The 19,084-nt window shown below is 59.2% G+C and carries 16 protein-coding genes and 1 pseudogene; 8 read left to right on the top strand and 9 right to left on the bottom strand.

Translation table 11 applies throughout. The features are described from left to right. Positions 1-41 precede the first annotated feature (41 nt). Positions 42-1,349: a fibril amyloid transporter FapF gene (gene fapF / locus ACEN83_RS14270; RefSeq protein WP_116580680.1), complete on the top strand. Its 1,308-nt coding sequence runs from the start codon at positions 42-44 to the stop codon at positions 1,347-1,349. 437 nt (positions 1,350-1,786) lie between these two features. Here fapF and ACEN83_RS14265 read toward each other — a convergent pair whose 3' ends face one another. Beyond that, positions 1,787-3,112: a sigma-54 dependent transcriptional regulator gene (locus ACEN83_RS14265; RefSeq protein WP_495580682.1), complete on the bottom strand. Its 1,326-nt coding sequence runs from the start codon at positions 3,110-3,112 to the stop codon at positions 1,787-1,789. Between the two features lie 343 nt (positions 3,113-3,455). Here ACEN83_RS14265 and ACEN83_RS14260 point away from each other — a divergent pair, with 343 nt between their 5' ends. The 3 genes from ACEN83_RS14260 to nhaB all read left to right on the top strand — a co-directional run bounded on the left by ACEN83_RS14260 (position 3,456) and on the right by nhaB (position 6,878). Then, positions 3,456-3,722 carry a hypothetical protein gene (locus ACEN83_RS14260; protein ID WP_007970062.1) on the top strand — a complete coding sequence of 89 codons (267 nt, stop codon included), beginning with the start codon at positions 3,456-3,458 and terminating at the stop codon, positions 3,720-3,722. A 285-nt stretch (positions 3,723-4,007) separates the two neighbouring features. Continuing rightward, entirely contained in the window at positions 4,008-5,297 is a 1,290-nt protein-coding gene (locus ACEN83_RS14255; protein ID WP_495580681.1) for an NHL repeat-containing protein, read from the top strand. A gap of 78 nt (positions 5,298-5,375) precedes the next feature. Further along, complete coding sequence (gene nhaB, locus ACEN83_RS14250) at positions 5,376-6,878, top strand: sodium/proton antiporter NhaB (RefSeq protein WP_495580680.1); 1,503 nt, start codon at positions 5,376-5,378, stop codon at positions 6,876-6,878. A 99-nt stretch (positions 6,879-6,977) separates the two neighbouring features. Here the strand turns inward: nhaB and zwf are convergent, their stop codons facing one another. Beyond that, entirely contained in the window at positions 6,978-8,492 is a 1,515-nt protein-coding gene (gene zwf / locus ACEN83_RS14245) for a glucose-6-phosphate dehydrogenase (protein WP_495580679.1), read from the bottom strand. After that, a complete protein-coding gene (gene gnd, locus ACEN83_RS14240) occupies positions 8,489-9,493 on the bottom strand; it encodes a phosphogluconate dehydrogenase (NAD(+)-dependent, decarboxylating) (protein WP_371321732.1) in 1,005 nt (334 codons plus the stop codon). The genes zwf and gnd overlap by 4 nt, the downstream gene beginning before the upstream one ends. Before the next feature lie 249 nt (positions 9,494-9,742). Between gnd and ACEN83_RS14235 the strand changes: the two genes are divergently transcribed. The 3 genes from ACEN83_RS14235 (at position 9,743) to ACEN83_RS14225 (ending at position 12,225) form a co-directional block, all read left to right on the top strand. Next, complete coding sequence (locus ACEN83_RS14235; protein ID WP_007970071.1) at positions 9,743-9,925, top strand: DUF6026 family protein; 183 nt, start codon at positions 9,743-9,745, stop codon at positions 9,923-9,925. A gap of 200 nt (positions 9,926-10,125) precedes the next feature. Further along, positions 10,126-11,862 carry a phosphoethanolamine transferase CptA gene (locus ACEN83_RS14230; RefSeq protein WP_495580678.1) on the top strand — a complete coding sequence of 579 codons (1,737 nt, stop codon included), beginning with the start codon at positions 10,126-10,128 and terminating at the stop codon, positions 11,860-11,862. Between the two features lie 153 nt (positions 11,863-12,015). Beyond that, on the top strand, positions 12,016-12,225 hold the full coding sequence (locus tag ACEN83_RS14225) for a hypothetical protein (protein ID WP_495580677.1): 210 nt from the start codon (positions 12,016-12,018) through the stop codon (positions 12,223-12,225). A 603-nt stretch (positions 12,226-12,828) separates the two neighbouring features. Here ACEN83_RS14225 and ACEN83_RS14220 read toward each other — a convergent pair. The 3 genes from ACEN83_RS14220 to zapE form a co-directional block, all read right to left on the bottom strand. After that, complete coding sequence (locus ACEN83_RS14220) at positions 12,829-13,320, bottom strand: GNAT family N-acetyltransferase (protein ID WP_495580676.1); 492 nt, start codon at positions 13,318-13,320, stop codon at positions 12,829-12,831. Between the two features lie 117 nt (positions 13,321-13,437). Continuing rightward, the gene (locus ACEN83_RS14215) at positions 13,438-14,019 is read right to left on the bottom strand and encodes a DinB family protein (protein WP_495580675.1); all 582 of its coding nucleotides are present in this window, start codon (positions 14,017-14,019) and stop codon (positions 13,438-13,440) included. A 15-nt stretch (positions 14,020-14,034) separates the two neighbouring features. Beyond that, complete coding sequence (gene zapE, locus ACEN83_RS14210; protein WP_495580674.1) at positions 14,035-15,153, bottom strand: cell division protein ZapE; 1,119 nt, start codon at positions 15,151-15,153, stop codon at positions 14,035-14,037. 158 nt (positions 15,154-15,311) lie between these two features. Here zapE and ACEN83_RS14205 point away from each other — a divergent pair, with 158 nt between their 5' ends. Beyond that, positions 15,312-16,364 (top strand): aldo/keto reductase, encoded by a 1,053-nt coding sequence (locus ACEN83_RS14205; RefSeq protein ID WP_495580673.1) that lies wholly within the window; start codon positions 15,312-15,314, stop codon positions 16,362-16,364. A gap of 97 nt (positions 16,365-16,461) precedes the next feature. Here the strand turns inward: ACEN83_RS14205 and ACEN83_RS14200 are convergent. From ACEN83_RS14200 to ACEN83_RS14190, 3 genes and pseudogenes are all read right to left on the bottom strand, one after another. Further along, positions 16,462-16,641, bottom strand: a pseudogene (locus ACEN83_RS14200) (arginase family protein); the annotation flags it as partial. A gap of 219 nt (positions 16,642-16,860) precedes the next feature. After that, entirely contained in the window at positions 16,861-18,399 is a 1,539-nt protein-coding gene (locus tag ACEN83_RS14195; protein ID WP_495580672.1) for an FAD-dependent monooxygenase, read from the bottom strand. Further along, complete coding sequence (locus ACEN83_RS14190; protein ID WP_165824735.1) at positions 18,389-19,003, bottom strand: class I SAM-dependent methyltransferase; 615 nt, start codon at positions 19,001-19,003, stop codon at positions 18,389-18,391. Before ACEN83_RS14190 ends, ACEN83_RS14195 begins: the two co-directional genes overlap by 11 nt. Positions 19,004-19,084 lie beyond the last annotated feature (81 nt).

The following is a 19,084-nucleotide window of genomic DNA, read 5'->3' as shown; positions in this document are numbered from 1 at the left end:
CGCTGAGACACGAGCACTGGGCACAAATGGACGGTTTTTTCATGTACCGATCGGTATCACTGCGTGCAGTTATTTGCTTGTGCTCTCTACTGCCGGTGGCGATGGTGCAGGCAGCAACTGACCCGGAAATGGAGGCTCTCAAACGAGAGCTTCTGGAGTTGAAGCAGCGATACGAAGTCCAGCAAAAGGCCCTGGCGGTTCTTGAACAACGGGTCCGCCAGGTCGAAGAACAGCCTGCGCCACCCCCGCCCAAACGCCTGGCCAAGTCGCCCGCCGACCTGAAGGGCAATCCAAACGTCGCCACCGGCACCGGTGCCGCGGCGGCTTCAGGGGGTGCAGCGGGGGGCAGCGGCAGTTCGTATGGACAATCGCTGGCCGATGACTCACAGCCGGCGCAAAGCGTTTCAAACCTGTATGACGAGGCCAGCGGGTTCTTCGGCGGTGGCAAGTTCAGTGTCGAAACCGGGATAACCTACTCCCGGTACGATACCCGCCAACTGGTCCTCAACGGTTTTCTCGCACTGGACTCGATCTTTCTCGGTGCCATCAACCTGGACCGGATCAAGGCCGACACCTGGACGCTGGACCTCACCGGCCGCTACAACTTCAACAATCGCTGGCAGTTCGACCTGAACGTGCCGGTGGTTTACCGTCAGTCCACGTACCAGTCCGGTGGCGGCAACAACGGCGCCGCCAACGTCACGACCGAAGACACCGTCAAGGAAGACCCGGCCATTGGTGACGTCAACTTCGGTATTGCCTACAAATTCCTCGACGAGTCGGCCAACACGCCCGATGCCGTGTTGACCTTGCGCGTCAAGGCACCCACCGGCAAAGACCCGTTCGGCATCAAGCTGGTTCGGGTGGACGCCAACTCCAACCTGGCCGTGCCTGAATCCTTGCCTACCGGCAACGGCGTCTGGTCGATCACGCCGGGGATCTCTCTGGTCAAGACCTTCGATCCGGCAGTGCTGTTCGGCAGTCTGTCGTACACGCACAACCTGGAAGAATCCTTCGACGACATCAGCTCCAATCCGGCGCTCAAGACGCCAGGCAAAGTTCGCATTGGCGACAGTTTCCAGATTGGCGCCGGCATTGCGTTCGCCCTGAACGAAAAGATGAGCATGTCGTTCTCGGTCTCTGATCTGGTGCAACGCAAAAGCCAGCTCAAGGAAGATGGCGGGGATTGGCAATCGGTGGTGTCCAGCGATGCCAACGCCGGTTACTTCAACATCGGCATGACCATTGCGGCCACCGACAACCTGACCATCGTACCCAACCTGTCCATTGGCATGACGGACGACGCCCCGGACTTCCAGTTCAGCCTGAAATTCCCTTACTACTTCTGACCAGGCTCTTCACGCAATCCAGGGAAACTGTAGGAGCCAGCTTGCTGGCGATGGACTCCAGTGCGCCGCGTTCATCCAGTTCGCCCGCGTAATCGTTAACGACCATCGCTGGCAAGCCAGCTCCCACAAGGTATCGGATGTGTCTGTAGGAGCTGCCGCAGGCTGCGATCTTTTGATCTCAAGCAAATTCCGAAACCGCCAAAAGATCGCAGGCTGCGCCAGCTCCTACAGGGTATCGGATGTGTCTGTAGGAGCTGCCGCAGGCTGCGATCTTTTGATCTTAAGCAATTCCGAAACCGCCAAAAGATCGCAGGCTGCGCCAGCTCCCAGGGGCCATGCCCACGCTGTAACTGTAGGAGCCAGCTTGCTGGCGATGGACTCAAGCGCGCCGCGCCCCCAATTTTCATTGCTGCATTCTTTTTGTTTGAAGCAGGAATTCAACGAATCTGATGCTTGTGCAACAACCGGTAGAAAGTCGGGCGCGACACGCCCAATACTTTGGCGGCGACACTCAGGTTATCTGAGTGGCGGTTCAATACATCGCACAACGCCTGGCGTTCGGCCCGGGTCTTGTATTCTTCGAGGGTGCCCATCGGCGCGGCAATCGCGTGTTGACTGATCAACCCCAGGTCGCGGGCCTCGATCTGCCGGCCTTCGGCCAATACCAGCCCACGACGAACGCGATTGGCCAGCTCACGAACATTGCCTGGCCAGTCGTGCTTGCCCATGGCAATCAAGGCGTCTTCGCTGAAACTGCGGGGACGACGTCCGGTTTCACGGCTGTAGAAATGGGAGAAGTGATTGGCCAGCATCGACAAGTCGCCATGGCGCTCGCGCAGCGGAACGGTCACCACTTGCAGTACGTTCAGGCGGTAATACAAGTCTTCGCGAAAGCGTTTCTTTGCGATAGCGGCTTCTAGGTCGACATTCGTCGCCGCCAGCACCCGCGCGTCGACCGGAATCGGCTGACTGCCACCCACCCGCTCGATGTGTTTTTCCTGGAGGAACCTCAGCAGATTGGCCTGCAACTCCAGTGGCAGGTCACCGATTTCATCGAGAAACAGGGTGCCGCCGTTAGCGGCTTCTATTCGTCCGACCTTGCGTTGATGTGCGCCGGTAAATGCGCCTTTCTCATGGCCGAACAACTCGGACTGGATCAAGTGTTCGGGAATCGCACCACAATTGATCGCGATGAAGGGTTTGCTGTGACGCTGGGACAGACGATGCAGGGTTCGTGCGACCAACTCCTTGCCGGTGCCGCTTTCACCGCGAATCAATACCGGAGATTCGGTTGGAGCCAGTTTGCTCAAGAGCTTTCGCAGTTCGCGCACAGGTTTGCTGTCGCCGAGCAATTCATGCTCGGGCTGGTCAACATGCACCGTACCCTGTCCACGCAACCGCACCATGCCAAATGCCCGGCCCAGCGTTACCTGAACCCTGGACACATCGAACGGCAAGGTATGAAAGTCAAAAAACCACTCACAGACAAAGTCGCCGACATTTTGCAGTCGCAGCACTTCCTGGTTGAGTACCGCTATCCACTCTGCGCCACTGCGGCTGATCAATTCCTTGACGGCTTCCGGGTGCTCAAGGTGATACGGCTGCAGGCGTATCAAGCCCACGTCGCAGGTTCGGTCAGTGGCGTGTTCCAGCGTGCAGCTGTCAACATCCCAACCGATAGCGCGCAATCCAGGGAGCAGACGATAGCAATCGTCACAGGGGTCCACCACTAATAGACGTCGTGAAGCTGGCACATCGCTCATGACTGTTCCTTGGCGCCAATTTTTAGAAAAATTAGTAAAAACAATCATTTGGCGGACCTGACTGTAACATTAGCAAGAACTTGACAGTTCCTTGTACCGTTTGACTATAGGATTACGATACATCCAGTTATAAGAGGCGACTTTGATAGTTACCTAACGACTCTTTTCTTTCATTCAGCTTTCAAAGCCGGGCTCATTCTTGAGCCTGTGAAATAAAGTCGAAATTAATTTTGATTGTTGTGTGACCCGAACCCCGGTTGCGGGCATCAGTACAAGTAACCAGCCGAACGGTAAGCCCAACCGACGGCACATCACTTGATTGGGCACACAGAGAGAAGACCCTATGAACGCCCCGCTCCGTATCAACGAAGCACTTTTGATTGCCGACCGTGCATTTAAACCATTCAAATGCGTGGCCTGGGCTCCACAGGACGGTAATGGCGAACTCAGCCTGACCGTTATCGACCGCACCAGCACCAGCATTGGCCGCAAGCAGATCCCAAGCAGCGCTTATTCCGATCCCGCACAACTCGAATTGCTGCTGGAACAGGCCCGCGCCGAATTGAGCGAGGAAGGTTACACACTGCAGTCATGGTCGATGCCGCACTAACCGTTTTGCGGATTACTCCGAGGTAATCCGCGCCCTTCCCCGCCTTTTAGTTGGGCCGATCGTTCTCGCCCATACGCACTCGTTGCCCCGTTAGTTTGAACTTTTGTGCACCCTATACTTTGCAGGCTTGCCATTGGTTCGAAAAGACACTGTTGTGGCACACAGCGACTCTCCGTCTGTTAGTTCTTACAGTTGTGCATCTCCCCATTCAGGGATTGAATATTCTTCTTATAAAGTCGCCACCCAAACTTCTGGATCAGGACGACTCGCAAGGAGATGCGGTTCATGTCAATCCAGTCCGCCATTGCCTGCTCCACCGTCCGGAACACTGCCGGCACTCTCGATACGACCTTTGCAGGCAACGGCAAAACCCAGGTGTATTTCGCCGACAGCCTCTCCAGCATGGCCAACGACGTCGCAATCGATGCCCGGGGCCGTATGCTGGTGGCGGCAAAGGTCGCCATGGCCGATGGCAGCCGCTTTGGCCTGGCCCGCTTGCTGGAAGATGGCTCGGCAGACCTTGCCTTCGGCAGGCAAGGCAGCGTCATCGGGCAATTCGAACCCGGGTTCGAAGCCATGGGCGCCAAGGTACTGATCATGCCCGACGGCAATATCCTGCTGGCCGGCCTGCAATACGATAACGCACACCGCACGCTCCCGGGTCTGGCACTGTTCGATCAAGAGGGTCGCGTGGTTCGAAGCTTTGGCGACAATGGCCGCCGCGTCGTGCGCTTGCCTGGCGGTCTGTCCCTCGGTGTGCGCGATATCTGGCTGCCTCCCGGTGTGCCGGGCGCTGAAGCCTGTGATGTGGGCGTACAGCGAGACGGCCGGATCCTGATTCTGGCCAACCATCACTTCGAACTGGCCGATCACGTCGGCCTGTTGATACGGTTGGATGTCGAAGGCTCGCTGGACTGCTCGTTCAATGGCCGTGGCTTTGTGGTGGTCCGGCACCTGCTGATGAATACCTGGCTCAGCAGCCTGACAATACAGGGTGACGGCCGGGTTCTGGTGGGTGGATCGATCAACTTCCCTGAAGAAGGCTTACTGGCGCGCTACCACGCCGACGGCCGCCTCGACGACAGTTTCGCCGTGGACGGATTCCTGACGTTCAAGGCGCAGGGGCATGGCGCCCAGGTCAGTCAGGTGGTCCAGCAAATCAATGGAGACGTCCTGTGTTTTGGTTGCAGTCGCGAGCCGATGCATTGCCTGACGTTCAAGATGCACAGCAACGGCCGCCCCGACAATCACTGCAACGGCGGCCAGCCGCAACGCCTGGTCATTGGCCACAACGGCTGCCAGTGGAATACCGCGCAGCTACAACCCGATGGCGGTGTGCTGACGGCGGGCGCAACCATCGGCGGCATCGAAGCAGACTTCCTGATCGGTCGATACCTGCCTGACGGCCATCCCGATTGCCTCTTTGGCGACGGCCGCGGCTATACGCGTACCCGCCTCGGCCCCAGCCTGGATACTGCCACCTGTGTCGCGGCGCAGACCGATGGAAACATCGTCGTAGGCGGCTATTCACTGCATGGAAACTACAAGGCGGTCATCGCTCGCTATCAGGGGTAAGCACGTGCATTTTTCCTGCGCTTGATCTTCTCCCCCGCTTGCGGCAAGTTGCGCGCTTCTTAAAACAAGGAGCAGCCGATGTCCGGTTCAATGGCCCAGGCGTTCGCGCACAACTTTCTCGGGCATTCGCCCCGTTGGTACAAGGCCTGCATCGTCGGCTTTCTGATTCTCAATGCCCTGGTCCTGTGGACCGTTGGCCCGGTAGCGGCCGGCTGGCTGCTGGTGCTGGAGTTCATCTTCACCCTGGCCATGGCGCTCAAGTGTTATCCGCTGATGCCCGGCGGCCTGTTGTTGATTGAAGCCCTGCTGCTGAAGATGACCACGCCGCAGGCGCTGTATGACGAGTTGCTGCACAATTTCCCGGTGATCCTGCTGCTGATGTTCATGGTGGCCGGTATCTATTTCATGAAGGACTTGTTGCTGTACCTGTTCTCGCGCCTGCTGTTGGGGGTTCGCTCCAAGGCTGCGTTGGCCCTGATGTTCTGCTTTCTGTCGGCCTTTCTGTCGGCGTTCCTCGATGCCTTGACCGTGACCGCCGTGATCATCAGTGCCGCCGTAGGCTTTTACTCGGTGTATCACCGCGTCGCCTCGGGTAACGACCCGCGCCAGGACAGCGAGTACAGCGACGACAAACAATTGCCGACCCTGCATCAGGGCGACCTCGAACAGTTCCGCGCCTTTCTGCGCAGCCTGCTGATGCACGGTGCCGTAGGCACCGCACTGGGCGGCGTGTGTACGCTGGTCGGTGAACCGCAGAACCTGCTGATCGGCCATGAAATGGGTTGGCATTTCTCCGAATTCTTCACCCAGGTTGCGCCGGTATCCCTGCCGGTACTGGTCGCAGGCCTGGTGACTTGCGTCCTGCTGGAAAAGCTGCGCTGGTTCGGATACGGCACGCTGCTGCCGGAGAACGTCCGTGCGGTGCTGGCCAACTACGCCGCCGAAGACAATGCCGAACGCACCGCCCGCCAACGGGCCGCACTGCTGGTACAAGGCGCCGCCGCATTGATTCTGATCGCCGGGCTGGCGTTTCACATCGCCGAAGTGGGCTTGATCGGCTTGATGGTGATCGTGTTGATCACCGCGTTTACCGGCATCACCGACGAACACCGCCTCGGCACCGCGTTCAAGGACGCCATGCCGTTTACCGCCTTGTTGGTGGTGTTTTTCGCCGTGGTCGCGGTGATTCATGACCAGCAATTGTTCTCGCCGCTGATCCACTGGGTACTGGCGCTGCCGGCGGACCAACAACCGGGCATGCTGTTCATTGCCAACGGCCTGCTGTCAGCCATCAGTGACAACGTATTCGTCGCGACCATTTACATCACCGAAGTGAAGCGCGCTTTCATGGCGGGTGAGATGACCCGTGAACATTTCGAAACGCTGGCCATTGCGATCAACACCGGCACCAACCTGCCGAGCGTGGCGACGCCCAACGGCCAGGCGGCGTTCCTGTTCTTGCTGACCTCGGCGATCGCACCACTGGTGCGCCTGTCTTACGGGCGGATGGTCTGGATGGCGTTGCCGTACACCGTGGTCATGGGCTTGCTCGGGTGGTATGCGGTGAGCTACTGGCTGTAACCCCCCAACCCTGTGGGAACGAGCTTGCTCGCGATAGCGGCGGCACATTCACATCCAAGTGCCTGACAGACCGCTATCGCGAGCAAGCTCGCTCCCACATTATCCAAGACGGTGCCAGACGCGACCGTCACGGGTGAGCAATTCTTCGCCGGCCTTCGGGCCATTTTCCCCGGCGGCATAGCTCTGCACGCTGGCGTCCTGTTGCCAGGCATCGAGGAACGGCTGCACGGCGCGCCAGCCGTTTTCGATGTTGTCGGCGCGCTGGAACAACGTCTGATCGCCGGTCAGGCAATCGTAGATCAGGGTTTCGTAGCCCGTGGACGGCTGCATCTCGAAAAAGTCCTTGTAGGCAAACCCCAGCTCGATGTTGTCCATTTTCAGGGCCTGACCGGGACGTTTGGCCAACAGGTCGAACCACATGCCTTCGTTCGGCTGGATCTGGATGCGCAAATAAGTCGGCTGCAGTTCATCGACCTCGGTATCGCGAAACTGCGCATAGGGTGCCGGTTTGAAACAGATGACGATCTCGGTGTCACGCACGCTCATGCGCTTGCCGGTGCGCAGGTAGAACGGCACCCCGACCCAGCGCCAGTTATCGATCATGACCTTGAGGGCCACATAGGTTTCGGTATTGCTGTCGGGTGCGACCTTGTCTTCCTGGCGATAGCCCGGCAGCGCCTTGCCGTCGATTTCACCCGCGGCGTATTGACCTCGTACCGAGTTGGCACGGGCCTCCTCGACCGTCCAGGGCCTGATCGCGCCGACGACCTTGGCTTTCTCGCCGCGCACCGCATCGGCGCCGAACGCGGCGGGAGGTTCCATCGCCACCATTGCCAGCAACTGGAACAGGTGATTGGGCACCATGTCCCGCAGCGCACCCGTGTGCTCATAAAAACTGCCACGGGTTTCCACGCCGACGGTTTCAGCGGCGGTGATCTGTACGTGGTCGATGTAGTGATTATTCCAGAACGCTTCGAACAGGCTGTTGGAGAACCGGCTGACCAGAATGTTCTGCACGGTCTCCTTGCCCAGATAGTGATCGATCCGGTAGATCTGCTTTTCCGTCATCACCTTGAGCAGGCAGGCATTCAAGGCCTCGGCCGTTTGCAGGTCGGAGCCGAAGGGTTTTTCGATCACCACCCTCCTGAAAGCCTCGGGGGTTTCTTCCAGCAATCCGGCGGCACCGAGTCGGCGCGCCACCTCACTGAAGAAACGCGGCGCGGTGGCCAGGTAGAACACCGCATTGCCGGTTCCGCTGTCGGCGATTTTCGCCGCCAGCGCTTGATAAGTGCTGTCGTCCAGGAAATCGCCCTGGACGTAGCTGATGCCTTTGGCAAGTCTGGACCAGACCACTGGATCAAGGGTGTGATCACCCTTGCCAGTCATCTCGTTTCGAATGAAGTCTTCGAGCTTTTGCGCAAAACCTTCATCGCTGATGGCGTTGTGGTCAACGCCGATGATCCGCAGTCCATCCCCGAGCAGCCCGTTGCGCTTGAGGTTATACAGCGCCGGCACCAACAGACGCTTGACCAGGTCGCCATGGGCGCCAAACAGAAACAGCGTCGTCGCGGGTGCAGGCTCAGCCTTGGATTTTCTGCGGATCACGTGGGTCATTTTTTCGAGGTCTCCACATGGCCGCCGAAGCCGAAGCGCTGGGCCGAGAGAACCTTGTCGCCAAAGGTGCCCTGGCCGCGCGAGCGGTAGCGGGAAAACAGCGAGTTCGACAGCACCGGCACCGGCACCGCTTGCTCCATCGCCGCCTCGATGGTCCAGCGGCCTTCACCGCTGTCGGCCACCGACCCGGAGAACCCGTCGAGTTTCGGATCACTGGCCAGGGCGTCTGCCGTCAGGTCGAGCAACCACGAGGACACCACGCTGCCACGACGCCAGACTTCGGCGATGTCGGCCACGTTCAGGTCGAAACGCTGGTCGGCTGGCAGGCTCTCGCTGTTTTTGGTTTGCAGGATGTCGAAGCCTTCGGCGAAGGCCTGCATCATTCCGTATTCGATGCCGTTGTGGATCATCTTCACGAAATGCCCGGCGCCGGCGGGACCGGCGTGAATGTAGCCACGCTCGGCACGGTCGTCGTCGGACTTGCGGTCCTTGGTACGCGGGATGTCACCCATGCCCGGGGCCAGGGTTGCGAACAGCGGGTCGAGACGCTTAACTGTCGCGGCATCGCCGCCGATCATCATGCAGTAGCCACGCTCCAGGCCCCAGACGCCGCCGGATGTACCGACGTCGATGTAATGCAGGCCTTTTTCCGACAGGGTTTTGGCCCGGCGGATATCGTCCTTATAGAAGGTGTTGCCGCCGTCGATGATGGTGTCGCCGGCTTCGAGCAAGGTGCTCAGGGTGTCGATGGTCTCTTCGGTCGGTGCGCCTGCCGGCAGCATGACCCACACCGCACGCGGTTTGGCCAGGCCAGCGACCAGCGCCGGCAGATCGGCGACGCCGGTGGAGCCCTCAGCGGACAAGGCTTCGACAAAGGCGGTATTGCGGTCGTAAACAACGGTGGTGTGCCCGTTGAGCATCAGGCGCCGCGCAATATTGCCGCCCATGCGGCCCAGTCCAATAATCCCGAGTTGCATGTGCTGATGCTCCCTACTACAAATAAAATGTGTGTCAAAGGTTATAGCCCAACGCGACTCATGAGGTTAGTCCAGAGCGTTGGCGTGAAGTTTCCGGGCATTGTGCCCGATCCTGATGGATAACGTCGGGAATCAAGCCGAAGACACAACGACAATGAAAAATAAAAAAGTTCCCTTCGGGAGCAAAAGAAATCAAAATTGGCGCCGATAGTAGATCAGCCGTTGATTTCGAAGCGGCACTACAGTTGAGACACGCCATTTGCGAGGTGAGCAATGGGCACAGTACATACCGCACTGCCAGCACAAACCCTTTACGTCACTATCCGTCGCGATGAATTGCGTCAGTTGAAGGACGAACGCGATCAATTGAAACAGGAGCTGGCGCAGTTGCGACTGCTGCTGCAAACAGGTCAGACGCAGCCCCTGGCTGCGGTGCAACGCGCCCCACTCGCCTGATTCTCCCCGTTTCTAGCGGGAGCAGTCTGCACTGCTTCCGCACCGGCTCACGCCCTGCCGCCTCCGGCAACTCACAAAATTTTCACAATTGTCTCACGATAATTACAAATTCCAGGCCGCCCGGTTCCGTGCGGCCCTTGTTCGTCGTCCGCGATCTCCAAGTCCCGGCGGTGGTAGTGAATTCTCGGCTGGAGCGCTGAATGTCTTTGTTCGAACGCAGCAAAACGACTGCGGCAGGTTTTGATTGGGCCGGATTCGTCTGGCTGTTTGTATTCTTCTGGTACTTTTCCGGCATCACCCAACTACTGATCCAACTGACGGGCACCTCCGGGTTTACCGGATTCCGCCAGGCCTTCGTCATGAGCGCGATCTGGCTGGCGCCGATGCTGCTGTTCCCCAAACAGACCCGTGTCATGGCCGCCGTGATCGGCGTCGTGCTGTGGGCGTGTTCCATGGCGAGCCTGGGCTACTTCTTCATTTACCAGCAGGAATTTTCCCAGAGCGTCATCTTCATCATGTTCGAGTCGAACGTGGCTGAAGCCGGTGAGTACATGACCCAGTACTTTGCCTGGTGGATGATCCCGGCGTTCCTGGCCCACAGCGCATTTGCCTATTTCCTGTGGACTCGCCTGCGCCCGGTGTACCTGCCCCGTGGCAAGGCCATCGCCGCAGCGCTGGCCATTGTCGTGGCGGTGGTCGGATATCCCCTGATCAAGCAAACCTCGCGCACCGGCAGTTTCGCCGAAGGCTTCGACAAGTTCGAAACCCGCATCGAGCCGGCGGTGCCATGGCAGATGGCCGTGGCCTATCACCGTTACCTGGAAACCCTGGCCGGCATGCAGGACATGCTCAACAGTGCCAGCAGGATTGCACCGCTGCGCAACCTCAAGGACGCCATGGCCAATACGCCTGCCACCCTGGTGCTGGTGATCGGCGAGTCCACCAACCGTCAGCGCATGAGCCTGTACGGTTACCCACGGCAAACCACGCCGGAACTGGACAAGCTCAAGGATCAACTGGACGTTTTCGACAACGTCATCACTCCGCGCCCCTACACCATTGAAGCGCTGCAACAGGTCCTGACCTTCGCCGACGAAGAAAACCCGGACCTGTACCTGTCGACGCCATCGCTGGTCAGCATGATGAAACAGGCCGGTTACAAAGCCTTCTGGATCACCAACCAGCAGACCATGACCAAGCGCAACACCATGCTCACGACCTTCTCCGAACAGGCCGACGAACAGGTGTACCTGAACAACAACCGCAACCAGAACGCCGCGCAGTACGACGGCGACGTGATCGAGCCGTTCAACAAGGCCCTGGCCGACGCGGCGCCGCGCAAACTCATCGTCGTGCATCTGCTCGGCACGCACATGAGCTACCAGTACCGCTACCCACAGGCCTTCGACAAGTTCCAGGACCGCAATGGCGTTCCGGCCGGCGTACGTGACGATCAGGTGCCGACGTACAACAGCTATGACAACGCCGTGCTGTACAACGACTTCGTGGTGTCCAGCCTGATCAAGGACTACGCCAGAACCGATCCGAACGGCTTCCTGCTGTACCTCTCCGACCATGGCGAAGACGTGTTCGATTCCGCGGGTCACAGTACCCTGGGGCGCAACGAGAACAAGCCGACGGCTCCGATGTACACCATTCCGTTCATGGCCTGGGCTTCGCCGAAGTGGCGGGCAAGCCATGACTGGAACCTCGCCGGCGATCTGTCGCGTCCTTACAGCAGCTCGCACCTGATCCACACCTGGGCCGATCTGGCAGGCCTGAGCTTCGACGAACTCGATCGCAGCAAGAGTGTGGTCAGCGACAGTTTCAAAGCCCGGCCATTGATGATCGGCAACCCCTATGAGCGTGAGCAGCGCGCGTTGATCGATTTCAGCCTGATGAAGCCGAAAACGCCACCCGCGGTCGTTCAGCAGTAATCCTTTCAGGGGCCGGTTCCGGCCCCTTTTTCATGGCAAGGCCAGCAGTGAAATCAATTCCCATTTAAGCGAATCGGCGGATAATGCCATTTCGACACTGCTTCATTGATTCATGGACGAAAGGCATCCGACAACTTTAGTGGGAGGCATACCATGAAACGCACCGCCGTGATCCTCGTCGGCCTGATGGCGCTGGGTTCGACCAGCGCATTCGCCGAAGGTGGAGCCGAACGCATGCGCTATTACTTCGAAAGTCTGCGACTGGCCCAGCAAGCAGCCCTCGGCCATCCGATCCCGAGCATCGGACTACGGGTGCCTGACGATCAAACCGCACAAATGACTGAAACCTACAGACCGAAATGATCCTCTGACTGCGGCTCTACAGTCGCAGAAGACCGTTTGGGCGTCCTGAAGGACGCCCTTTTTTTGGGTTCTTCACGCATTCCCGGGACACTGACACTGTAGGAGCCAGCCTGCTGGCGATGGCCCCAAGTGCGCCGCGTTCATCCCGCTCGCCCGCGTCATCGTTAACGACCATCGCAGGCTGCGCCAGCTCCTACATTGACCGCGTACACCCGTGATCAAAGCGCGTACACCAATCCCGTAGGAGCTGCCGAAGCCTGCGATCTTTTGACGTTGACGCCAAAGCGACCGCTGAAAATCAAAAGATCGCAGGCTGCGCCAGCTCCTACGCCGACCGCGTACACCCGTGATTAAAGCGCGTACACCAATCCCGTAGGAGCTGCCGAAGCCTGCGATCTTTTGACGTTGACGCCAAAGCGACCGCTGAAGATCAAAAGATCGCAGGCTGCGCCAGCTCCTACACCGACCGCGTACACCCGTGATCAAAGCGCGTACACCAATCCCGTAGGAGCTGCCGAAGGCTGCGATCTTTTGACGTTTGAAGATCAAAAGATCGCAGGCTGCACGCGGAAAGTGAAAAACCCAAAAAAACGTTCTGTCGAGTTAGAGGCTCTTGGTCCAGAACAGCATGCGTCCATGGGCCGGGTAGAACATGCCGGCGGCGAAACCGGCTTTTTCATACGAGCCCTGCGCTACGGCATTGCCTTCCAGCACTTCCAGGGTGAGCTTGCAGCAACCCCGCTGACGGGCGATGTCCTCGACCTTTTGCAGCATCTTCTGGCTCAGGCCCAGGCCGCGAAATTTTTTCACCACCGACACGTCGTGCACATTGACCAACGGCCGGCAGGCAAAGGTCGAGAACCCCTCGAAGCAATTGATCAGCCCCGCCGGCTCGCCCCCGACAAAAGCCAGCACACTGAACGCGTGGGGACGCCTGGCAAGCTCTGCTGGGAGTTGCTCCAGGACATGGGCCGGCAACGGCTGGCCGCCCCCCATCGGGTCCTCGGCGTAGTGGTTCAACACCAGACAAATAGCCTCGGCATGCACCGGATTGGTGTAGCTGGCCTGAAGCACAAGAATTTCTGCGGAGTCCATTTCCATCCTCGATCACACATGAAGTAGCCCCCAGCATGTATTTCACGCTGAAGTGCCGGCGGACCATAGCGCGAGCACCCGGGTATCGACAATCACCACCGCGCAATTCTTTGGCGCTCAAGCGCCCCAGATCAACGCTTCCGTCCACCCCAGCTCGGCAAAATCCTCGGCCCGCAAGTGCGACTCGCCGGCGCAGAAAAACTCGTCGAGTTGCGGTGGCTTGACCGAGGTGCCGCTGAGCATGGCGTGAACCTGACCGCGATGATGGATCTGGTGTTCGAACAAATGGGACAGCAGGCGCAGACGGCTGTCGTGTTGGGGCGTATCGCGGGCGATGGTCACGATTTTGCTGAGGCTGGCGTCACGCAGCTGCTCGCAGTAAGCGATCAATCGACGGTCGACATGGGCCTGTTCACGAACCAGGTCCGACGCGATGAGGCAGGGTTCGTCTTCCTTGAAAAACACCCGGCAGTCGGGATGCGGATCATCGCCGCGCATTTCGCGCTCCAGCGCATCCACATAAAACCAGTCGCAGGTGAGGATGTGGTTGAGGGTCGCGCGGATGCTGGGGAAGAAGCTGACCCGCGCGGCGATCAACTCCTGTGGGCTCAACTGCCTCCAGGCCTTGGCCAGTCGGTGGTTGGCCCAGGCGTTCTGATAAGCCATGGTCAGCAGGTGGTGCGACAGGGGCTGATTCATGTGTGCTGCTCCCGATCAGACTTCGGCAAACCGTTGCAACTGCATTTCCTGCAATCGACTGAGGGTGCGGCGGAACGGAAATTCCAGGTAACCCTCGGTATAAAGCGCTGCCATCGGCACTTGCGCCTCAAGGTACAGCGGCACCTTGCGGTCGTAGCACTCGTCCACTAGCGCGATGAAACGTCTTACGCCGTCGTCATGCACAGACAATTGCGGCAGTTCGCGGTCCCCCGCTTCCACCCGCTCGACACCGTCCTCGGTACCGCGGGCGATGCGCCCGGCACGTTTTTGCGCGCTGAGGTTGGGTACGTCCCCCAACAGAATAGCGCCGTAGGTATCGCACAGGGCGATGAAATCCATGGCCGCGAAGGGTTGCTCGCACAGCGCGGCGTAGCGGGTCCAGAGCACGGTCGGGCTGGCCTTGACCACCTCCAGCGAGCGGTAACCGACCGGGACCGGCTCGCTCGATGCCGACTGGCCGGCGCTCAACGCCTGGAACACTTCGCCCAGCGCACCGGGCGTGCCCGGCTCGGCCACCCAATAGCGCTGCGAAGCGGCCCCCGGATGCAGGCGATGGTCTTCCCCGCCATCCACCGCGATCACCTGCATGTGTTGCTTGATCGCGGCGATGGCGGGCATGAAACGGTCACGATTGAAGCCGTCGGCGTACAACTGGTCCGGCGGCAGGTTGGAGGTGCAGACCACCACGACGCCCTGCTCGAACATCACCTGGAACAGCCGCCCGAGAATGATCGCGTCGCCGATGTCATTGACGAACAACTCATCGAAACACAGCACGCGCACTTCTTCGGACAACTCACGGGCCAACGCCTTGAGCGGGTCGACGGTGCCGGTCAGTTGAAACGAACGCTGGTGCACCCAGCCCATGAAGTGATGAAAGTGCTGGCGCCGCGCCGGTACTCGCAGGCTTTGGTAGAACTGGTCCATCAACCAGGTCTTACCCCGCCCCACCGGCCCCCACAGGTACACGCCGGAAACGGCTGAGCGGCCTTCATGCAGCGCTTCGTGGCATTTTTGCAGCGCCCACACGGCATGCTCCTGGGCCTCGTCCTGGACGAAGCCCTTTTGCTCGATCGCGTGCTGCCAGGCGCTTAAGGGGGATTCGATAGTCATGGGCGGCAGTATGCCATTGCGCATTGATGGCGTGACCGGCGATCGGCGGTTTTATGCAGGAAAGAAAAGCGCCTTGACGATTTAAATGATAGACATCATATTTTATACATGTCATGCATCATCTATAAATCCTGCCATCACCCCTCTGGAGTTATCCCATGCATTACAAAGTTTTCGGCCGTAAAACCGGCTTGCGAGTGTCCGAACTGGCCTTGGGCGCCGGTAATTTCGGTACCGGCTGGGGCCATGGCGCCGAGCGTGACGAAGCCAGGCGCATTTTTGATGGCTACCTGGAAGCCGGCGGCAACTTCATCGACACCGCCAATGGCTATCAGAGCGGGCAGTCCGAGGCCATGCTCAGCGAATTCATCAATGCAGAACGGGATAGCCTGGTCATCGCCACCAAATACACCCTGGGGACTACACCGGCGGCCGGTATTTCCCACACCGGCAACAGCCGCAAGAACATGGTACGCGCCGTCGAAGAGAGCCTGAAACGACTTAAGACCGATCACATCGACCTGTTCTGGGCCCACATGAGCGACGGCGTCACCCCCATGGAAGAGATCCTGCGCGGCTTCGACGACCTGGTCAGTGCCGGCAAGATCCACTACGCCGGGCTGTCGAACTTCCCCGCGTGGCGCATCGCCCGCGCCGACCTGCTGGCCGAAGTACGTGGCTTTGCGCCGATCGCTGCGATCCAGGTCGAGTACAGCCTCGCCGAACGCACCGCCGAGCGCGAACAGCTGCCGATGGCCGAAGCCCTTGGCCTGGCCGCGACGCTGTGGTCGCCGCTGGGTGGCGGCTTCCTGACCGGTAAGTATCGCAACAGCCAAGGCGACAACCGCGCGAACAAGCTCGGCGTGCTGATTCATGCTGAAAAAAGCGCCCGCGAAACCGCCCTGCTCGACACCTTGATCGACATCGCCGCAGAACTCGACGCCAGCCCGACCCACGTGGCCATTGCCTGGTTGCGGGAAAAAGCCAAACGCTCGACCACGGCGCTGATTCCGATCCTCGGTTCGCGGACACGTGAACAGCTGGACGCCACGTTGGGGGCGCTGAATGTGCAGTTGAGTGCTGAGCAGTTGGCGCGGCTGGACGGTGTCAGCGAGGTGGCCAAAGGCGTGCCGCACGAATCCATAGCCGGTTCGTTCGTGCGGTTCAGCGGTGGTCAGGTCCTTGACCTGCCAATCGTTCCAGTCGCTTAAAAGCATCGCGGGCAAGCCCGCTCCCGCAGGTTCTGCGCAACTTCTGTGGGAGCGGGCTTGCCCGCGATGGCGTCAGTGGTGACACCGAGGATCGTTGTTACCTATCGACCTTATGCCTGGCCGCATACAGGCACAACATCTCCATCGCCAATGTCGCCGCCGCCAGTGAGGTGATCTCCGCACTGTCATAGGCCGGCGCCACTTCCACCATGTCCATGCCCACCAGATTGATCCCGCGCAGGCCGCCGAACAGCGGTGTTCCGGTACCCGGAGCGAATACCACAACGATGAATCAGGTGGGACTGGTCAAGGCCCATGGCTCGTGGGTGTATGTTCTGTGCAAAAAACGGCACTTGACTGATGCGATTGTGCAAAGTCTTGTGCGTCCACAATGGAATTGTGGACGCACAAGAAAGGCTCTCTTCAAAAAGTCAATCGATTCGAGAGCAAAGCCGCTTTCACGTACGATCAGTTTTCCCAGCGTTTTAGCGGGTTGTCACCTGTTCCAGATCAGGTTCTGACGCGCGAAACCAGAATCGTCCAGCAACCAATCAGCCAAACGTTCCTTGGCCATGTTCGACTTTTTACCGACCCAGATCACCACACCATCCGGCCTGACAATGACTCCCTCGCCAGCGGACAAGCTGTTATTGCGCGAATCCTCGCTGATAGACGCCGTTTGCAATCCCGGAAAATCACGTCGAAGATCGGCGGCCAGCCCATCGGCACGATGATGCACCAGGACAAACCGCCCCCCTCGCAGTAACTGGGTCAAGCTCTGTCGTGGCAATCGCTCGCCCTCAGGAAGCAGGCTCAGCAGGGGTAGACGTCGGCCCACCAAGCGATGATCGCCTCGGCGTCGCATACTGCCATAGCGCACGCCCTCTCCTGCCAGTGAACTGACCACCTTCTGCGCCACATACGGGGTCCGCGTCGCCTGCAACCCGATCCAGTGAATCAGACGGCCTACCGGGCCGGAAGCCGTATTGAAGCGGAAAAGCAGATCCGTGTTGCGCAATGCCGCCGCCGCGATAGACTTACGCTCGGCCTCGTAACTGTCCAGGATATCCATCGGCAATGTGCCCTGGATCGCACCCGCCAGCTTCCAGGCCAGGTTCGCCGCGTCACCGATCCCCATTTGCAGACCTTGCCCCCCCGCAGGGACATGGGTGTGGGCGGCATCTCCCAGCAGAAATACCCGCCCCTGGCGGTAATGAGCAGCCAGGCGCTGCTGGCTGCGGTAACGTGCGCTCCACAGCACATGCGCCAATCCGAAATCGCTTCCCAGGATGTCCCTCATCCCACAGGCAATTTCCTCGTGGGTGACCGGCTGTTTGACCGGAGTATCCATGCGCTCGTTGTCTTCGATACTGACGCGATAACTGCCATCGGGTAATGGAAACAGGGCGATCAGCCCCCTGGAGACCGACCTTGCATGGACCGCGGGTAAAGGAGGATTTCTCAAGACAATGTCCGCAACCACCAATGAATGCTTGTAGTCCTGTCCGACAAACGAAATATCAAGGAGCTGACGGACAGAGCTGTTGACCCCATCAGCCCCCAGCACCCAGTTGTAGTGACTGTACTGGACACTGCCGGACTCATTGTGTTCTAGGGTCACCTCAACTTGTGCATCGCCAGCAACCAGAGCCTTTAGCGCATACCCGCGCCTCAGATTCACCCCTACGCGATTGACCCAATCGGTGAAAACCGACTCGGTTTGAGACTGCGGGATTATCACCATGTAGGGATACTCACAAGGGAGCTTGGAAAACGAGAGCGACCTGCCCGCCTTGTCACCCAGCGGCGCGCTTGTCCAGACGATCCCCCGGCGTATCATCTCATCTGCCACGCCCCAGGCATTGAGCAGCTCCAGGGTGACGGGCTCCAAGCCAAAGGCCCGGGAATGGGGGGAGGCAACCGGTCTTTTATCGATGAGATCAACCTCTATCCCCAACTCGGCCAGGGCTGCTGCCACAGCCAACCCGACCGGGCCCGCCCCCACGACAAGGACCTGTTCGTTTTTAACGACCATGATCACCCGCCTCTCCACGGTAGGGGCGGAAAGTGGCGACAATGACGTGCTGGTCGGTGATTCTCGTTTCCATACTCTGCAGCCCGGCCGTTTGCGCGAGCTGGATTACCTCATGCTCTGATCGATAATCTGCCAGTGAACCCAGCAGCCAGTTGATCAACGAGGTCAATCCCCAACCCGCGGGCTGGTTCTCCACCAGGCAGAAAAAGCCCTGAGGCTTGAGCACGCGACGGACCTCATTCAGGCCGGCAGGCTTGTCGGCCCAATGGCCGAACGACATCGAGCACACCACCAGATCCATGCTTTGCGAGGGGAATGGCAAGGCTTCAGCAACGCCATTGACGAACGAGGCGAAGGGACGTCGTTTGGCGCCCTCGTCCACCATGCCTTGAGCCGGGTCGACGCCCTCGAAGCGCGCATCGGGCCACTGAGCGAACATGCGTTCGATCAGTGCGCCGGTACCACAACCGATGTCCAGAACACCTTCCGGGCTCGAGCTGCACATCCATCGGCTCAACATTCGCAGACATTCGTCATGGGCCTGACTCAGTTTGGTACCGTACTTCTCTTCATAAGTCGGCGCAATACGACTGAACGTATGCACAAAACCTGGATTTCCATTCCCTTTTCCGTCAGAAAAAACGCTAGGCATTATTGAGTATCCAATTATCAATAGTTATCCATT

The organism is Pseudomonas sp. Pseusp49, from assembly GCF_059491875.1.
This window is presented reverse-complemented; position numbering and strand designations above follow the sequence as displayed.